This is a genomic window from Ureibacillus massiliensis 4400831 = CIP 108448 = CCUG 49529 (genome assembly GCF_000772965.1).
GTDB lineage: Bacteria > Bacillota > Bacilli > Bacillales_A > Planococcaceae > Ureibacillus > Ureibacillus massiliensis.
The window spans coordinates 66,079-82,621 of record NZ_JPVQ01000016.1 but is presented as its reverse complement, the minus strand read 5'-3'; the positions used below and the strand labels follow the sequence as shown (position 1 = coordinate 82,621).

The following is a 16,543-nucleotide window of genomic DNA, read 5'->3' as shown; positions in this document are numbered from 1 at the left end:
CCTAGTTGACGGACATGCCCGGCACACAAAATAAAGAGAATCATCAATTCAGATTCTCTTTTAAAAGTTTCTATTAATTTAACAATGTTAATACAGGATAGATATAAGGTTCACTTGGTTCATCGATAACATTCAAACTAGTTACTTTTATAAACGGCAATTCATATCCGCTATAGGTACTAACGTCCAAAACGCCCTCTATTTCAATCCATGTATCTTCCTTCAATGTATCAGCACCTTCTACCTCTGATAAGAAGCCAATAATACTCGCATCTGCAATACAATGGGTTATTAGAAATCTTGAAATTACTAATTGATTACTAGCAAGTCCATCTTCCTTAAAAACAAAGCCACTCATTTTAATACGTTTACCAACATACGCCTCTGGTTGTTTATTTATCTCTCCGTAATAAGTGCTAAACATATCTTCTGTCATTTGGATTGTTTCTTCTTGTAGCATTCTAAACTTTTCATCATATTCCTCTTCCGAAAGATAGTTGTTATTCGGTAGAGCAATATCTTCTACACTTGAATAAATATCAATATTCTCTTTCTCTGCCAAAGACTCAGATCCTTCTAACAAAGAATTTCTATTTGAACTTCCAACACTTTCTTTATTTCCTCCTTGAGATAACAGAAACCCCTTATTAGCCGCAATTGATGAATCTAAAGTGGCAGGCGCCAAGGTGAACCCGGTTATCATCGGGAAAGCAATGACACAGTAGCCTACTATTCTCTTTAAACTCCAATGGCTGTTTCCATGATCGTGATCACATCCATGAGAACAAGCATGATGAGAATGCTTCTCCTGCCATATGCGAGAAAATTGAATCATAAATAAAACAATAAATATAATCGCTGCCATCTTACTCATAAAATCATATTTGGGATTAATAAATTTTGTGATGTCACCAGTAATATGAAGATTCACAAAATATAAAGCAAATAACCCCAATATTACCGCCTTTAAAAAATGTTGAAAGTGAAATTTCATACTGTACCTCCTAAAGTAAGCTCGATAAACTTACAAATATAAAAACAACAGTCGTGATTAGAACAAATAAGACAAATACAAATCTTGCTTTAAATACACTTAATAACATAATTGTATTTTTCAAATCGATCATTGGGCCATAAACTAAGAAAGCTAATATAGAAGTAGTTGGAAATACATTTCTGAAGGAAGCACCAATAAAAGCATCCGCTTCTGAGCATAACGAAAGCACAAATGCCAACCCCATCATCACAAGCGTTGTCTGCATTTGATTATCTCCAAATAGTAAAAGCGACTCTGTAGATATATATGTTTGTAGAAAGGCTGCTACAAAAGCACCGATAATTAAGTATTTACTCATATGAAAAAATTCATCTATAGAATGTTTAAACATGTCGCTAATCCGTAACATTAACGGTTGTTTTTTATGTGTATGACTATGTGAATGATGACTTCCCTTAGTTTTTTTCAGTTGATTCGATCTAAATAACAAACTGACCAATAGGGCGATTGCTAATGCCGCTACGAAACCAACGCCCATACGGAGCATTGCCATCTCCATATCGTTACCAAATGCCATATAAGTCGATAAAATAACGATTGGATTAATTAAAGGTCCAGTTAATAAAAAACCAACGCCCGCATATAATGGAACACCTTTCCCAATTAATCTTCGCACTATCGGGACAATTCCACATTCACAAGCGGGAAAGGCCGCTCCTACAACACAGCTCATTAACACAGCTAAAAATTTATTTTTCGGTATACAAGCACGAATATGATCTTCTGTTATGAAAATTTGAATAAAACCTGCAATCAACACCCCGATTAACACAAATGGTATGGCCTCAATTAAAATACTGAGGAAAATCGTGTTCAATTGATTGAATGAATTCGGAATAGTTAATGTAGTACTCTTTAAAAATATAGGAACTAAAGCCATTAATAATATCCCTAAAATAAATACTGTTGAGAAATTTACAGATCGTTTCTGTCTTGATTGCATCGAATCTCCTCTTTCCTTATCACTTAAAATTTGAATGGTTGTCCAACTCTAAAATTTAGAATTTAGACTTCTCGTAATATAGTATTTATTTTAAATCGTAATAATTCCTATTTAATTTTAATGACACAAAAAAACCCCTTTTTATTTGCTATTAAGTACAAATAAAAAGGGATTTTATTAATTATCTAATTGTTTCAGATTAGTATGGAATTATTCCCACTCGATCGTTGCTGGTGGCTTAGACGTAATATCATACAGCACACGATTAACGTGTTTCACTTCATTAACAATACGCACTGAGATTTTCTCTAATACATCCCAAGGAATACGTGCCCAGTCGGAAGTCATGCCGTCGATAGATGTTACGGCACGGATACCGATTGAGTAATCGTACGTACGAGCATCACCCATTACACCAACTGAACGGATGTCAGGGAGTACGCAGAAGTATTGCCAAATGTCACGATCAAGGCCAGCTTTTTTAATTTCTTCACGTAAAATATAATCAGCATCTCGAACGATTTCTAATTTATCTTCCGTTACTTCTCCTAGCACACGGATACCTAAACCAGGACCCGGGAATGGTTGACGCCATACTACTTCTTCAGGTAAACCTAATTCTAGACCTAAAGCACGTACTTCGTCTTTAAATAATGTTTTTAAAGGTTCGATTAACTCAAACTTCATATCTTGTGGTAGGCCACCAACATTGTGGTGAGATTTAATCGTTTGAGCTGTAGATGTACCAGATTCAATAATATCTGTATAAAGAGTTCCTTGTGCAAGGAAGTCCATACCTTCTAATTTCGATGATTCTTCATCGAATACATAAATGAATTCATTTCCGATAATTTTCCGTTTTTTCTCAGGATCAGAAACGCCTTTTAGCTTTTTCATAAAGCGTTCACGTGCATCGATTTTAATCACTTTCATATCAAAATCTTCAGTGAAAGTTTTCATTACCTGTTCAACTTCACCTTTACGATTTAAGTTATGGTCAACAAACATACAAGTCAATTGATCGCCAATTGCTTTATGAATTAAAACCGCTACAACAGATGAATCTACACCACCTGATAATGCGCAAAGAACTTGTTTATCGCCAACTTGTTCGCGAATTTTTTTCATTTCTAATTCAATAAAGTTTGCCATTGACCAGTCGCCTTTTGCATGGCAAATATCAAATACGAATTGACGTAATAGATCATTACCGTAAACAGAATGGCGTACTTCAGGATGGAATTGAACCGCATAAAGTCCACGTTCAACGTTTTGCATTGCAGAAATTGGACAAGAAGCACTTGTTGCGATTATATCAAACCCAGGTGGCACTTCGGTAACAAGGTCACCATGACTCATCCATACCACTTGTTCTTTTGGAAGGTTACCGAATAATTTATTATCTAATGTGACATTAATTTCAGCCTTCCCATATTCACGGTGGTCAGCACCTTCAACCTTACCACCTAAAGAATATGACATTAATTGCATTCCGTAACAAATCCCTAAAATCGGTAACCCTAATTCAAAGATTGCTTCATCTACTTTAAATGCATTTTCATCATAGACTGAATTTGGGCCCCCAGAGAAAATGATACCTACTGCGTTCATATCTTTAATCTCTTGAGCTGTAATTGTATGTGGATGTAATTCTGAGAACACGCCAAATTCACGGATACGTCTTGTGATTAATTGGTTAAATTGACTACCAAAATCCAGTACTACAATCTTTTCTTGTTCTTTTAACAATGGAGTAGTTGACAAGTTTGACACCTCTTCTATTTTTCAAGACTGCCTTTATCTAATAATCCTACTTTATTCTTCTCGTTATAATTCATTGTTAACAGAAACTAAAGAATTACACAAAAATCGGACTAATATTATAAAAAAACGCGTTCAAAAAGAAGCCTTTCTGACGCGTCCATAACATTCCTATAAAAGCGGGTACATTGTACAGAAAAATGCACAACAGTACCCGCCCTCATAGATAAGTTATTAAGGTAACTTAGTAGAAACATCCGAACCAGATTATCAGATTTATATGAAGGCAGCCTATCGTTACTATTTTTCCTAAATTTTAACCTTACTAGTAACTAAAATCAACTGCTACTGCGATTGATTAAATATTCCCAACTTTCTTTCAGCTTACCAAAATCTATATGTTGGCTCTCGTTACCGTAAATATATTGTTCATAAACATAAGTAATTTTAGACATTTCTTCAGTTCCAAATGTATCGTCCACAACTTTTGCAAAGGAATGTAAGGTTTGATCCTTCTGACGTTTTATCCCTCTCAACTCAAGCACTCTCAATAATTGTGTAAACATTGTCTCAAAAGAGGATTCATCCATCACCTTTTTACGGTTCATTTGAATATAAACCTTAGGCAACCATTTTCGACGAGAAAATAATAATAATAGACCCGCCACTAAAATCGACAAATTAATGACTATAAATATTATGTGATTTTTATTAATCAAATCAATTAGTCTAACAAAGAAATTTGGACCATTCGTTTGATTAGAGGATGCTTGCGTTTCCTCTAATTCTTGATTTTGCTCTTCTGGTGCTTGGTCCTCTTCTAGCACAAACTCTTCATCTTCATTTGCCGTATCAACATCATATTCAATTGATCGCATATTCGCAAAACCAATTGTCGGTTCAAAATTAACCCAGCCAACATTCGGAATATAAGCCTCTACCCAAGAATGGGCGTTATTATTTGTGATTTCATAGGTTTTTAAGTCGCCTTCAGAAGAATCAACAACTTCTCCGCCAACAAATCCTTTTACCCATCTTGCGGGAATTCCCACAGAACGCAATAACACAACCATTGAAGTAGAAAAATTATCACAATAGCCTATTTTTGTTTCAAATAAAAACTGATCTACATAGTCTTGATCTACTTCTGGAACAGCTACATCCTGCGTATCATACTTAAAACCATTTCGTGAAAAATACGTTTCAATTGCCCTTGCTTTTTGATAGGGTGTTTTCGAATCTTTCACAATGTCATTTGCTAGTTGCACTACTCGCTCAGGAAGTTCTTCCGGAAGCTGCAAATAACGTTCAAAATCCTGTGTATCTAGCTGCTCTGTTGGCTGTGCCTGCAATTGACTATAAAGGTATGTCGGTTCACTGAATTCAACACTATAACTCTCTAATTCTAAAATGCGATTATCTGCATAAGGATAAAGCTTTTCAGTACTAGTGTTCATAATTATTCCAACATTATTATGCATATCGTAAATGGACTCGTCCACATTTACCCTTTTTAATCCATAAGGCTGGAAGATAAAATCGAATGGTACTACTTGTCTTATATAAGCAACTTGGGTTTCCTCTTCTGGCCCCTTAGGCAAGGAATACTCGATTTCTTCCCTCATATTCATATAAGTAGATTCTGTCGGTGTGTAAATCGATTGTTCCCAACCTTTTGAAGTATAAAAATCCTTCGTTTCCACACGCCAATATTGCTTCGACTCTGTAAGAGCCCTAAATACGACCTTATCATCTGGAACAAATGATCCACCTAGCCTACTATCATTGGTCCCATAACCTACCTTGGATATACCTTCACCTTCATCATTCTCGCCACCTTGTCCAGTTGCCGCCTTAATATAAGGTACCGGATCTGGCCATTGCGGTTCTGATTTCGGTAATATAATCCCCAAAACACTCGCAAGCCCAATTACCAAAATCGAAGGAATAATTAAATTCAAATAACGGTGCCATTGGATTGATACATTTGTTTGAGTTATTAATCGTTTCACGAATAAGAAAGCAGTCATTAATAGCCCTAATAAAACAACTTTCACCATAGCGTATGAACCATCATACTCAGTAAATGTGTCTAATGTTGCAATGAAGAATATCGTTAAAATCAAGAAATAAAATATCGATTTTCTAATCGTAATCCAATAATGGATTAAATAGATTAACATCCAAATTAACACAAAAAATAAAAACGTTCTGAACGGGTCAGTTATTTCTAGCCATTTCCCCGAAAAAATGGTTATTAAATTAAACTGCATTTCATAAAGAAGAAATCCTATTCCATCATAAGAGAACAAAGATAAGTCACTGTATACCGTTATAATAAACCATGCAATATAAATTAATTTAACAATCCAAGATATTATAAAATGGATATTAAAGAGGCTTATGACTAAACAAATGCCTATAAACGCCAAGATCAACTCGACATGTCCCGTTTTCGTTAAATCCATTATCGGAAGTAACCATTCTTGTAATATAAAAAATATTACAATGTAGTAAAGAGATAGTTCGATCAAATTAAACGTCTTTGTTCTCACGGCTTCACCACCTCCGTGAAAGCATTTTGGAATTGTTCTCTACCAATATGAATGACTTTTAAATTTGGATAGTTTCTTTTTGTAATCACATTCCCTTCTGTCACAACAAAACAGATGGCACCCCGCATTACACTCGTACCTTTCGTGAAGAAATGAGACATCTCTTCTGAAAAATTTGAAGTAATAAATAAAAATGTTGCTGCACTTAAATTTTTCAATTCCTTTGTTAAAATCGAATAAATCGTTTCATTTGCATCCGGTTGAACGGTTGCCAAATGCTGTATAACCTTTTGAAACTGACTTTGAGTTTTAATATTCGGGAAGTACCTTCTGGTTAAACCATAGGACAAAAACGAAATGTCCCCTTGGTTTTTTACAACACTTTGCAAAATAGAAGCTGCTAAGTCTACAATCTCTTCAAAATTGTAAGCAACTGTCCTATCAATACAAAGGAAAGTATGCTGTGACGTACGATCTTCAAATTCCTTTGTACGAAGCGTTTCATTTTTTGCAAAGGACTTCCAATGGATCCATGAAAATCGATCTCCCGCTTGATAGTCCCTAATTCCCGTCACCATTGATGTATCTTTGACAATCGAAACAGAAGATTCAATACCCCCATGATCAAATTGCATTTGAATTGGCTGATATTTTAAATGCGTTAATTTAGGATAGACGGTAAAAGTTTGAACATCGCTGACCGTTCGATTTCGAACCGCCCAACCAAAGAAGTCAGCGACAGTTATTTCTAAACCATGAAAAGCTAATTGTCCACGGTTTAAATTCCGCAATTCATATGTCCATTCAAAATTTCGCTTCCAACCTACAATAAAAATATTACTTAACTGCCCGTCTAATTTATCAATCATTTGTTTGTCCATGTCTATTTCTCGAACAGTGAGGAATAGTAATGGAAACCATGTTTTATTTTGAAAACGTACCGTCACTCGAGCACTATCTCCTCTTTCTAAGTGAAACGGTTTTATTTCTCTTTGGACATTTTGAATATTAATCGGCACGATGGACAAAAGAAAAGAGTATAGTAAAAATGGTATCAGTGCATAAAATAGAAACCAGCTTACAAATCCACCTTGAAACATCGCATAGCTAAACGTTATAACCATTAACAAAAATATGAGAATAGATCGACCCAAATTTCTTACTATCGGTTTGACCTTCATCATTTTTCAGCAAACCTTTTTATCGGAACAACCGCTTTTGCTAAAATGCGTTGTAGAACTCCATCCTGTGTAATTCCCTCATATCTTGCTTCCGGTCTTAAAATAATACGATGAGCAAATACATACGGCGTTAAATACTGAACATCATCCGGTATTACATAGTCTCGATTTTGCATTTTCGCATACGCTTGAGAAGCCTTCATCAGAGCAATGGATGCGCGGGGGCTAACACCAAGATAAACTTCACTCACTTTTCTCGTTGCTCTTGCAATTTGGACGATATAGCTTTTAACAGAATCCTCTACATAAACACTTTTTACCTCTTCTTGTAATGCAAGCAGCTCTTCCAGACTAACGACAGTATCCAAGTCGACAATCGGCTCATTATTTTCCGCACGACGTAGTACTTCCACCTCTTCTTGCGGTGATGGGTAGCCCATTTTTATTTTCAACATGAAGCGATCCAGCTGTGCTTCTGGCAAAGGATACGTTCCTTCATATTCAATAGGATTTTGCGTAGCCATTACAAAAAAAGGTTTTGGTATTTGAATTGTTTGACCATCAATTGAAATGGAAGCTTCCTCCATACTTTCCAATAATGCAGATTGAGTTTTTGGAGAAGTTCTATTTATTTCATCAGCTAAAATAATATTTCCTAAAATTGGACCTGGCCGGAACTCAAATTGTAATGTTTTTGGATTATATATTGAAACACCGATTACATCTGAGGGTAGTAAATCTGGGGTAAATTGGATACGTTTAAATTGGGCTCCAACAGATTTCGCGAGAGCACGAACCATCATTGTTTTCCCAACACCAGGGACATCTTCTAGCAGTACATGACCGCCTGCAAGCATCGCAACAACGCTGAGTTCTGCTACTTGTCGTTTTCCTATCATAACTTTTTCTATATTCTCAATAATTGATTCAATCTTATTATGCATCGTCAACCAGCCTCCCAACAATTCCACGCAACATTAGTCAGAATATACAAAAAAATCTATTTCAAGCATATCTAAAACCATAGCTTAATACAACTAATTGGAATTGTATATAAGGTTTTAGCATTATATAACAAATATTATATATTCTTAAAATCCCTAATTAATGTTAAATTTATACAAAATCTATAAAAAAAGACTATACCTTTTTACGTTAGGTACAGTCAAAATTCTAAAAGTTTATTCTATTCATCACCGTTCGCTCTATGATGCATTGAAATAAACGGAGTTCTTTCTTATTTTATATAGATTTTATATAGATTTTATATAGACGTTCGGTAAGTGTGAATTCGACGTTTCTTTGTCATTTTATTCAACTTGGCAGATCGTTGCAAAAAGCTATTTTGTATATCTACAACAGCATGAGCATCACTTTGAATCCCTTTAACGATTAGCTTTTGATCATTTTTTCTCAAAACTCTCTTTTGATCATTTTTCTTTTCATTATCACGCTTACTTCTTCCTTGATGTTGGTTATGCCTTTTTCTATTTCCTTCATTTTCTTCCATTAAACGAAATACCTGTTCATTCGTATGCAAGTACTGTCTGGAATTCCGGAAAATACTACTTGTTGTTGCACTGACTCTAGAAGCTTTCATCTTCACACTTACCTCCTTTACGATTAACTTTATTACTATCCTATTCGTATTATCGGTACAAATTACCTAAATTAAAGAAAACCAGACTTATTTTACACAGTCTGGTTCCATCATTATATTACGTCATTATTTCCAAAAATCATCAAATATTGTAATCGGTGTGTGTCGTTTATGCTGCGATTTAATGAAATGCCCTTCAATAATGTTCTTTACGTTTTCAGGGACTTCTTTACCTTCTAAGTAATCATCAATATCATCGTAAGTAACCCCTAGTGCCGTTTCATCTGGAAGTGCAGGTCGGTCTTCTTCCAAATCAGCTGTAGGCGTTTTTAAGTAAAGATGTTCAGGACAGTCTAGGAAAGACAATATTTGTTTTCCCTGACGCTTATTTAATCGAAAAATAGGTGTTAGATCGACACCGCCGTCACCATACTTCGTGAAGAATCCTGTAATCGCCTCCGCAGCATGGTCAGTCCCAACTACAACCGCACCTTTCATCGCAGCGATAGAGTATTGAACTTTCATACGTTCACGAGCCTTTTCATTCCCCTTTGCAAAGTCACTTAATAGAATTCCTGCTTCCGCTAGGGATTTCACACTTGCATCAACGGCTGGTTTAATATTTACCGTTACCACTTCCGTTGGTTGTATGAACCCAATGGCATCTTGTGCATCTTGTTCATCTGCTTGTACACCATAAGGTAGGCGTACTGCATAGGTAGAGTATTTATGAGTACCCTCCTCTTCATTCAATTCATCAACAGCAATTTGTATTAATTTCCCAGTAAGCGTAGAGTCTTGACCACCACTAATAGCAATAACAAATCCCTTTAAAAAGGTATGCTTCTTTGCGTATTGCTTTAAGAAATCAACAGATTTCCTAACTTCTTCCTCTGGATCTATTTCCGGAAGTACTTTTAACTCTTGAATAATCTTTTTTTGTAAATCATCCATTTTCAGTCCCCCTTAAATGCTCCATATTTCGGACCATGTTACTAACTTCTTGAATATTCCTCATCTTGTTATCCCAACATTTTTGACTTAAATCTACAGGATATTCTTCTGGATTTAAAGAGCGCTTATACTCATCCCATAATAACTCCAAACTTTCAAAAGCATACTTTTGCATTTCCAAAACAGACGGACTTTCATATATGATTTCCCCATCATCAATCACTTTTTGATGCAGATTTTTTGCATCGAAGTTTGTAACAAATTTCGAAACAAACGTATGAATTGGATGGAACATTTTAATACGTTCTTCCTCTTGCGGATTTTCGTCTGCCAACGTGATATAATCACCTTCCGCTTTCCCATTCTCTCGATCAATAATACGATAGACATGCTTCAAGCCAGGTGTAGATACTTTTTCAGCATTCGAAGTAATCTTAATCGTATCTTCTAGCACACCTTCATCATTTTCAATCGCTACCATTTTATATACCGCACCAAGCGCAGGCTGATCGTATGCAGTAATCAACTTCGTCCCAATACCCCACGAATCAACTTTCGCACCTTGAGATTTTAAGTTTAAGATTGTATATTCATCTAAATCGTTAGAGACGATAATTTTTGCCTTTGTAAACCCTGCTTCATCTAACATACGACGAGCTTCCTTTGATAAAAAGGCAATATCTCCACTATCTAAACGTATACCTATAAAATTGATTTTATCGCCCAATTCCTTCGCAACACGAATGGCATTTGGCACACCTGATTTCAAAGTATTGTACGTATCTACTAAAAACACACAATCTTTGTGCCTATTTGCATAAGAATGAAATGCTGCATATTCATCTTTATAAGCCTGAACCATCGCGTGGGCATGTGTGCCAGACACAGGAATATCGAACCTTTTTCCTGCACGTACGTTCGATGTTGAATCAAAGCCCCCAATAATCGCTGCCCTCGCACCCCAAATTGCAGCATCCATTTCCTGCGCTCTTCGTGTTCCAAATTCTGCAGCACTTTCATTTGTAATAATATGTTTAATGCGGCTAGCCTTTGTGGCAATTAGTGTTTGATAGTTGACGATATTTAATAATGCAGTTTCAACTAATTGAGCTTCAGCTAACGATGCTTCAATCCTTATAATTGGTTCATTAGCAAATACAACTTCGCCCTCAACCATTGAATACACTGAACCAGTGAAACGCACCTTTTTTAAATACTCCAGAAAGTCATCATTGTAGCCAAGTTCATATTTCAAATAAGAAAGATCGGATTCGCTAAAATGAAAATTCTTTAAGTATTCTAGGATTCTTTCAAGCCCCGCAAAAATCGCATAACCATTTCCGAAAGGTAATTTTCGAAAATAAAGTTCAAATATCGCTTTACGATCATGAATTCCATCAGCCCAATAACTTTCCGCCATATTGATTTGATACAAATCAGTGTGTAATGTTAAGCTATCGTCTTCGTACTTTGATTTCATAAGAAGCCCCTTCTTCCAATATCATAATTAGTCATAGTATACACTATTTAGTTTTAAACGAAGAAACGATTAGGAAGAAATTTCATAAGTTAATATATGGTCTCCTTTTTTATTATTCATTAAAAACAAAAAAGAGTAAAGATGCAAATGTGAAGTTTATTTACATTTAAATAGTAGTTAACATCGATATTATTATAGAATCACTTTAATGTCAGAACTTTTAACAAAGTTTTTTCAAAAAAGAGGTTGTTTTTTTCTCAAATACCTTTTATTATGTTATATATACTTACATAACATTTCAACCCAGTGTTACATGTTAAGTTTTGCACACAATCCCTTTTGATTTTATTTTTTTGTGTAACTTATTTTCCAGTGAATAACTAGTCTTGCCCCCCTTAGCAATCTAGTTTTCATAAATTATTTTAAAGCTAGCTCGCGCCCCCAAACACCTCGAGCTAGCTTTTTTCTTATTTTAAAAAATTTTTCATTGTATGTTCCTTGAAAAATTTCACATATCCAATATACTAAGATTGCATTCTATACTTAGGAGAACTATATGGAAGAATTTGAAGAGGCTATACAATTTCTAAATGTCAGTTATGAGTTAGGATCGTTATCCATTCTGAATAATATTTCAGGAACAATTTTTAAGGGGAAAATTACTACACTCGTCGGCCCTTCTGGTGCTGGCAAAACCACCTTATTAAAATTGTGCAATGGGTTAATTTCTCCTACAGCAGGAAAACTACATATAAACGAGAAATCTATCCTTTCTTTTGAACCTACCTTCTTAAGAAAACAAGTTGGTATTGTATTACAAAATGCACCAATTATTCGCGGATCAGTATTTGATAACTTGAATTTACCACTTGTTCTTATGAAAAAAAGTTTATCAGTGGAGGATGCTCTAAATTACTTGAAAATAGTTGGACTGGATGAGGATATCTTGTCCAGACAGGCATCAGATTTATCTGGGGGTCAGAAACAAAAATTGGCGATTGCAAGAACTTTAATCAATAAATCAGAAATATTATTATTAGATGAAATTACATCATCTCTAGACCCTGTATCTTCAAAAGAAATTGAACAACTAATCTTAAAATTAAACAAAAAATATAGCGTAACTATTGTTTGGATTACACATAATATTCATCAAGCAAAAGAAATTGGGGATTTTGTTTGGTTTATGAAGGATGGACAGCTAATCGAGAGTGGAGATAAGACGATTTTAAACTTTACTAATAACGAGAATATCCAGCGTTTTATAAGAGGAGAACTTTGAGTATGTCATATGCTACTTTAGCTTTAACGCTTATCTTTGTGCTCCTGCCCCTTTTATTATCTAAAACGTTAAACCTAGGTCTCGAAAAAGATACGATAATAGCAACTGTCCGTTCCACAATACAACTTTTAGCTGTAGGATATATTTTAAAATTTGTTTTCGATTCCAATAGTTTTATTTATATTTTTTTAATGATTGTGTTAATGATTTTCGCAGCAACTTTAAACGCCCGTAAAAAAGGAAAAGCGATTAAAGGGATTACTTGGAAAATTGCACTTACGTTGATTACAGTTGAATTTGTTACACAAAGTATATTACTTGGTTTAGGGATTGTTCCAGCAACCGCACAATATATTATTCCAATCAGTGGAATGCTAATTGGAAATTCAATGATTCTTTCAATACTATTTTTAAATCGATTTACTGCAGAAATTGAAGCTAATGAGGATGCTATCGAATTAGTTTTATCCTTAGGTGGAACGCCAAAACAAGCAGTTCACACACAATTACGGAATGCTATTAGAGCAAGTATGATACCAACGATAGAAAGTCAAAAAACAATTGGCCTTGTACAATTACCCGGAATGATGAGTGGACAAATTATCGGAGGAGCTGATCCTGTTGTAGCAGTTCAATTCCAAATATTAATTATATTTGCATTGTTAACTAGCGCTACTATTTCAAGTATATTAATTGGTTTTTTATCCTATCCAACCTTATTTAACGATAGAATGCAATTGATTCATAATTCTATTCAAAAATAATTAGAAAATTTAATCTATTGGTAAATTACGACTATTTTCTAACGAACTATGCTATAATTTTATTAAAAAAAGGAGCTAAAAATTATGCCAATATTAAGAGATTTTTTCATTAAATTATCCGAAAACCAATTACTAAATAGCGCCGCACAAAGATACGGCTTCAAATTAGGTGCTCAAAGTGTTGTTGCTGGAACAAACATTCCAGAAGTTATCGAAAGCATGAAAGAACTAAATAGACAAGGCATTTCATGTACTGTAGATAACTTAGGTGAATTCGTTTACGAACGTTCAGAAGCAATTAAAGCAAAAGAACAAATTTTAGAAGTAATCGAAGCAATTCACGAAAATGGTGTAGAAGGACATATTTCTGTTAAACCATCTCAACTTGGTTTAGATATAGACTATGATTTCTGCTATGAAAACTTAATGGAAATCGTTGGTAAAGCTCATGAATATAATATGCATGTTAACTTCGACCAAGAAACATATGCACGCCTTCAACCAACATTTGATTTAATGGAGAAAATTTCAGAAACTTATGACAATGTTGGAAGTGTTATTCAATCTTATTTCTTCAATGCTAAAGAAAACGTAGAAAAATATAAAAACTTCCGTTTACGTATTGTTAAAGGCGCTTATAAAGAGCCTGCTGATGTTGCTTACCAAGACAAACAAGATATCGACTTGAACTTCATTGAAATCATCGAATATCATTTATTACATGGTAAATTCACATCAATCGCAACACATGACCACAACGTAATTAACCATGTTAAACAATTTGTTAAAGATAACAACATCTCTAAAGACAAATTTGAATTCCAAATGCTTTATGGATTCCGTAAAGATATGCAATTAGATCTTGCTAAAGAAGGTTATAACTTCTGTACGTACGTACCATTCGGAAGTGATTGGTATGGTTACTTTATGCGTCGTCTTGCTGAACGTCCACAAAACATTAACCTTGTAACAAAACAAGTTTTCAATAAGAAAACAAACACAGTTCTTGGTGTAGCTGCAGCTGCATTCTTCTTAGGTCGTTTAACTAAAAAGAATAAATAAGCTTTAAAGCTAATAATAAAAATGCTAACAATTATGTAAATTGCATAATTGTTAGCATTTTTTGATTGTGTTCCTTTTATTTGTTCCAGCCTTTTTCTTTAAATCTTGATATTGCTTCGATCCGATTTCCTACACCAAGTTTGTCTAGTATCGTAGAAATATAATTACGAACGGTACCTGTTGATAAATAAAGTTCAGAGGCAATCTCTTTCGTAGTTTTCCCTTCAGCCACTAGCTCCAAAACTTGACTTTCCCTTTCAGTAAGCGGGTTCTCACTTTCATCTTCATAAACAAAATCCACTAGTTCAGGAGCAAATATTCTTCTACCATCCATAATTGTACGTATAGACTGAACAAGCTCTTCTATAGGACTGTCCTTCAGTAGATATCCTCTTACACCTGCTTTTCTCGCTCTTTCAAAATAGCCAGGTCTAGCAAAAGTCGTCAATATGATGATTTTACAGTTATGCTGTTGTTCGAATAGAAATTCGGCAGCATCAAGCCCCGTTTTTCCAGGCATTTCTATATCCATGATACAAACATCAGGCTGTAATTGTTCAACAAGCTGAATAGCCTCTTCACCATTTTTAGCAAGTCCCACTACTTCCATATCATCTTCCATATTCAGTAGCGATTTCATTGCCCCAAGTAACATTCCTTGGTCCTCAGCAATTACAATTCGAATCATATCATTCACTTCCTTCTTGATGTGTAATGGCAAGTGGAACACTTATGTTAAGTCTTGTACCTTTATCACTTTCAATTGTTAGCGTACCGTTGATAAATTCGAGTCTTTCTTCCATTCCTCTTAAGCCGTTACCATATAAAATATTCGAGAGATCCATACCTTTTCCATCATCAATAATTGTGACGGAAATATCATTATGATTTTGTTTTACTATTATTTTACAACTTTTCGCAGCACTATGCTTTACAATATTTGTTATCGCTTCTTTTAAACACATACTTAAAACGTTTTCGATTAATACAGGAATCTTTAATTTATGAATATCCCCTTTTATTTCATATCGAATTTCAGCAGCCTTTAGTATTTGTTCAATACGAACTAATTCTTGACTGATAGTAGTTGCACGCATATCTGAAACAAGTTCACGCACCTCTTTTAACGCTATACTTGCCGTTTGACGTATATCTTTTAACTCAGTGATAGCCTGTTCATCATTCTTCTTCACTAATCTATTTGCTAATTCACTTTTTAAAACGATAAGGGATAATTTTTGCCCTAATGTATCATGTAAATCACGTGCAATACGCTGACGTTCCTCAAAAATAATCAGCTCTGCAATTCTTTCCTTCGCCACCTCAAGTTCCCCAACTAAATTTTCTCGTTTGTTGCGACTATATAGTGTAAATGGTAATAAAACAACACCTATTACAGTAATAATAATAAACGGTGTTTGGGATATGAATAGATGGAGTCTAAAAAAGTACCCAGCTACGATGGCTAAAACGGTAATACCTATATGCAATCCATACATTATATAAAATCCTACTGCATTTCGAATATTACCGATAAAAAATGCTGTAAATAATGACAAATAGGCATAACCAAACATTAAAGTCATGACAACATTCAATACCATCTCAAAGCTTATCCACATATAGACAAGTCCATTTTTAGAATGAAAAGAGAACCAATGAGATAAAAAATATATAAGTATTAAAATAATACCAATATAAATTTGAATATATGAATATGTTCGAATGATAAAGTAAAAAGGCATAATACAAAAAATAACCCAAACATATATACTTACCCAAGGATTTTTAGGGAATAACGTGTACCAGCTATGCATTTTAAACCTCACAGACTTGTTGTTTTCCTTTATTATAACAGTACTTCATTTTCATGACACATTATCCATTTCAATCATCCTTTTTCT

At 34.5% G+C, this 16,543-nt stretch carries 14 protein-coding genes and 1 riboswitch; of the genes, 3 read left to right on the top strand and 11 right to left on the bottom strand.

Translation table 11 applies throughout. From position 1 onward, the window contains the following. Positions 1 to 73: 73 nt before the first annotated feature. The 9 genes from CD30_RS10340 to CD30_RS10300 all read right to left on the bottom strand — a co-directional run bounded on the left by CD30_RS10340 (position 74) and on the right by CD30_RS10300 (position 11,531). Positions 74 to 994 carry a TIGR03943 family putative permease subunit gene (locus tag CD30_RS10340; RefSeq protein WP_036176325.1) on the bottom strand — a complete coding sequence of 307 codons (921 nt, stop codon included), beginning with the start codon at positions 992 to 994 and terminating at the stop codon, positions 74 to 76. A gap of 10 nt (positions 995 to 1,004) precedes the next feature. Then, positions 1,005 to 1,937, bottom strand: coding sequence for a permease (locus tag CD30_RS10335; protein ID WP_235802045.1), 933 nt, complete (start codon positions 1,935 to 1,937; stop codon positions 1,005 to 1,007). Positions 1,938 to 2,210: 273 nt separating this feature from the next. After that, positions 2,211 to 3,764 (bottom strand): glutamine-hydrolyzing GMP synthase, encoded by a 1,554-nt coding sequence (guaA, locus tag CD30_RS10330; RefSeq protein WP_036176320.1) that lies wholly within the window; start codon positions 3,762 to 3,764, stop codon positions 2,211 to 2,213. Between the two features lie 200 nt (positions 3,765 to 3,964). Further along, positions 3,965 to 4,065, bottom strand: a riboswitch (purine riboswitch). A gap of 34 nt (positions 4,066 to 4,099) precedes the next feature. Beyond that, the gene (locus tag CD30_RS10325; RefSeq protein WP_036176316.1) at positions 4,100 to 6,316 is read right to left on the bottom strand and encodes a transglutaminase TgpA family protein; all 2,217 of its coding nucleotides are present in this window, start codon (positions 6,314 to 6,316) and stop codon (positions 4,100 to 4,102) included. Then, the gene (locus tag CD30_RS10320; RefSeq protein WP_170215826.1) at positions 6,313 to 7,263 is read right to left on the bottom strand and encodes a DUF58 domain-containing protein; all 951 of its coding nucleotides are present in this window, start codon (positions 7,261 to 7,263) and stop codon (positions 6,313 to 6,315) included. The genes CD30_RS10325 and CD30_RS10320 overlap by 4 nt, the downstream gene beginning before the upstream one ends. 233 nt (positions 7,264 to 7,496) lie before the next feature. Next, positions 7,497 to 8,441 carry an AAA family ATPase gene (locus CD30_RS10315; protein WP_036176310.1) on the bottom strand — a complete coding sequence of 315 codons (945 nt, stop codon included), beginning with the start codon at positions 8,439 to 8,441 and terminating at the stop codon, positions 7,497 to 7,499. A gap of 320 nt (positions 8,442 to 8,761) precedes the next feature. Continuing rightward, entirely contained in the window at positions 8,762 to 9,097 is a 336-nt protein-coding gene (locus CD30_RS10310) for a hypothetical protein (RefSeq protein WP_036176308.1), read from the bottom strand. A gap of 126 nt (positions 9,098 to 9,223) precedes the next feature. Beyond that, positions 9,224 to 10,051 (bottom strand): ammonia-dependent NAD(+) synthetase, encoded by an 828-nt coding sequence (nadE, locus tag CD30_RS10305; RefSeq protein ID WP_036176304.1) that lies wholly within the window; start codon positions 10,049 to 10,051, stop codon positions 9,224 to 9,226. Then, entirely contained in the window at positions 10,044 to 11,531 is a 1,488-nt protein-coding gene (locus CD30_RS10300; protein ID WP_036176302.1) for a nicotinate phosphoribosyltransferase, read from the bottom strand. Before CD30_RS10300 ends, nadE begins: the two co-directional genes overlap by 8 nt. Before the next feature lie 556 nt (positions 11,532 to 12,087). Here CD30_RS10300 and CD30_RS10295 point away from each other — a divergent pair. From CD30_RS10295 to CD30_RS10285, 3 genes are all read left to right on the top strand, one after another. Continuing rightward, the gene (locus tag CD30_RS10295) at positions 12,088 to 12,813 is read left to right on the top strand and encodes an ABC transporter ATP-binding protein (RefSeq protein WP_036176301.1); all 726 of its coding nucleotides are present in this window, start codon (positions 12,088 to 12,090) and stop codon (positions 12,811 to 12,813) included. Between the two features lie 2 nt (positions 12,814 to 12,815). Then, the gene (locus CD30_RS10290) at positions 12,816 to 13,577 is read left to right on the top strand and encodes an ABC transporter permease (RefSeq protein WP_036176300.1); all 762 of its coding nucleotides are present in this window, start codon (positions 12,816 to 12,818) and stop codon (positions 13,575 to 13,577) included. Between the two features lie 84 nt (positions 13,578 to 13,661). Continuing rightward, positions 13,662 to 14,639 carry a proline dehydrogenase family protein gene (locus CD30_RS10285; protein WP_036176295.1) on the top strand — a complete coding sequence of 326 codons (978 nt, stop codon included), beginning with the start codon at positions 13,662 to 13,664 and terminating at the stop codon, positions 14,637 to 14,639. Between the two features lie 76 nt (positions 14,640 to 14,715). Here CD30_RS10285 and CD30_RS10280 read toward each other — a convergent pair whose 3' ends face one another. Both CD30_RS10280 and CD30_RS10275 read right to left on the bottom strand, forming a co-directional pair. After that, positions 14,716 to 15,327, bottom strand: a complete 612-nt coding sequence (locus tag CD30_RS10280) for a response regulator transcription factor (protein ID WP_036176292.1) — start codon at positions 15,325 to 15,327, stop codon at positions 14,716 to 14,718. Position 15,328: 1 nt separating this feature from the next. Further along, a complete protein-coding gene (locus tag CD30_RS10275; RefSeq protein WP_084077799.1) occupies positions 15,329 to 16,456 on the bottom strand; it encodes a sensor histidine kinase in 1,128 nt (375 codons plus the stop codon). Between the last annotated feature and the right edge of the window lie 87 nt (positions 16,457 to 16,543).

Bases quoted from the DNA above. Each gene is read 5' to 3' on its own strand.
- CD30_RS10340 (WP_036176325.1), bottom strand. From the start codon at position 994: ATGAAATTTCACTTTCAACATTTTTTAAAGGCGGTAATATTGGGGTTA.
- CD30_RS10335 (WP_235802045.1), bottom strand. From the start codon at position 1,937: ATGGCTTTAGTTCCTATATTTTTAAAGAGTACTACATTAACTATTCCG.
- CD30_RS10315 (WP_036176310.1), bottom strand. From the start codon at position 8,441: ATGCATAATAAGATTGAATCAATTATTGAGAATATAGAAAAAGTTATG.
- CD30_RS10310 (WP_036176308.1), bottom strand. From the start codon at position 9,097: ATGAAAGCTTCTAGAGTCAGTGCAACAACAAGTAGTATTTTCCGGAAT.
- nadE (WP_036176304.1), bottom strand. From the start codon at position 10,051: ATGGATGATTTACAAAAAAAGATTATTCAAGAGTTAAAAGTACTTCCG.
- CD30_RS10300 (WP_036176302.1), bottom strand. From the start codon at position 11,531: ATGAAATCAAAGTACGAAGACGATAGCTTAACATTACACACTGATTTG.
- CD30_RS10295 (WP_036176301.1), top strand. From the start codon at position 12,088: ATGGAAGAATTTGAAGAGGCTATACAATTTCTAAATGTCAGTTATGAG.
- CD30_RS10290 (WP_036176300.1), top strand. From the start codon at position 12,816: ATGTCATATGCTACTTTAGCTTTAACGCTTATCTTTGTGCTCCTGCCC.
- CD30_RS10285 (WP_036176295.1), top strand. From the start codon at position 13,662: ATGCCAATATTAAGAGATTTTTTCATTAAATTATCCGAAAACCAATTA.
- CD30_RS10280 (WP_036176292.1), bottom strand. From the start codon at position 15,327: ATGATTCGAATTGTAATTGCTGAGGACCAAGGAATGTTACTTGGGGCA.
- CD30_RS10275 (WP_084077799.1), bottom strand. From the start codon at position 16,456: ATGCATAGCTGGTACACGTTATTCCCTAAAAATCCTTGGGTAAGTATA.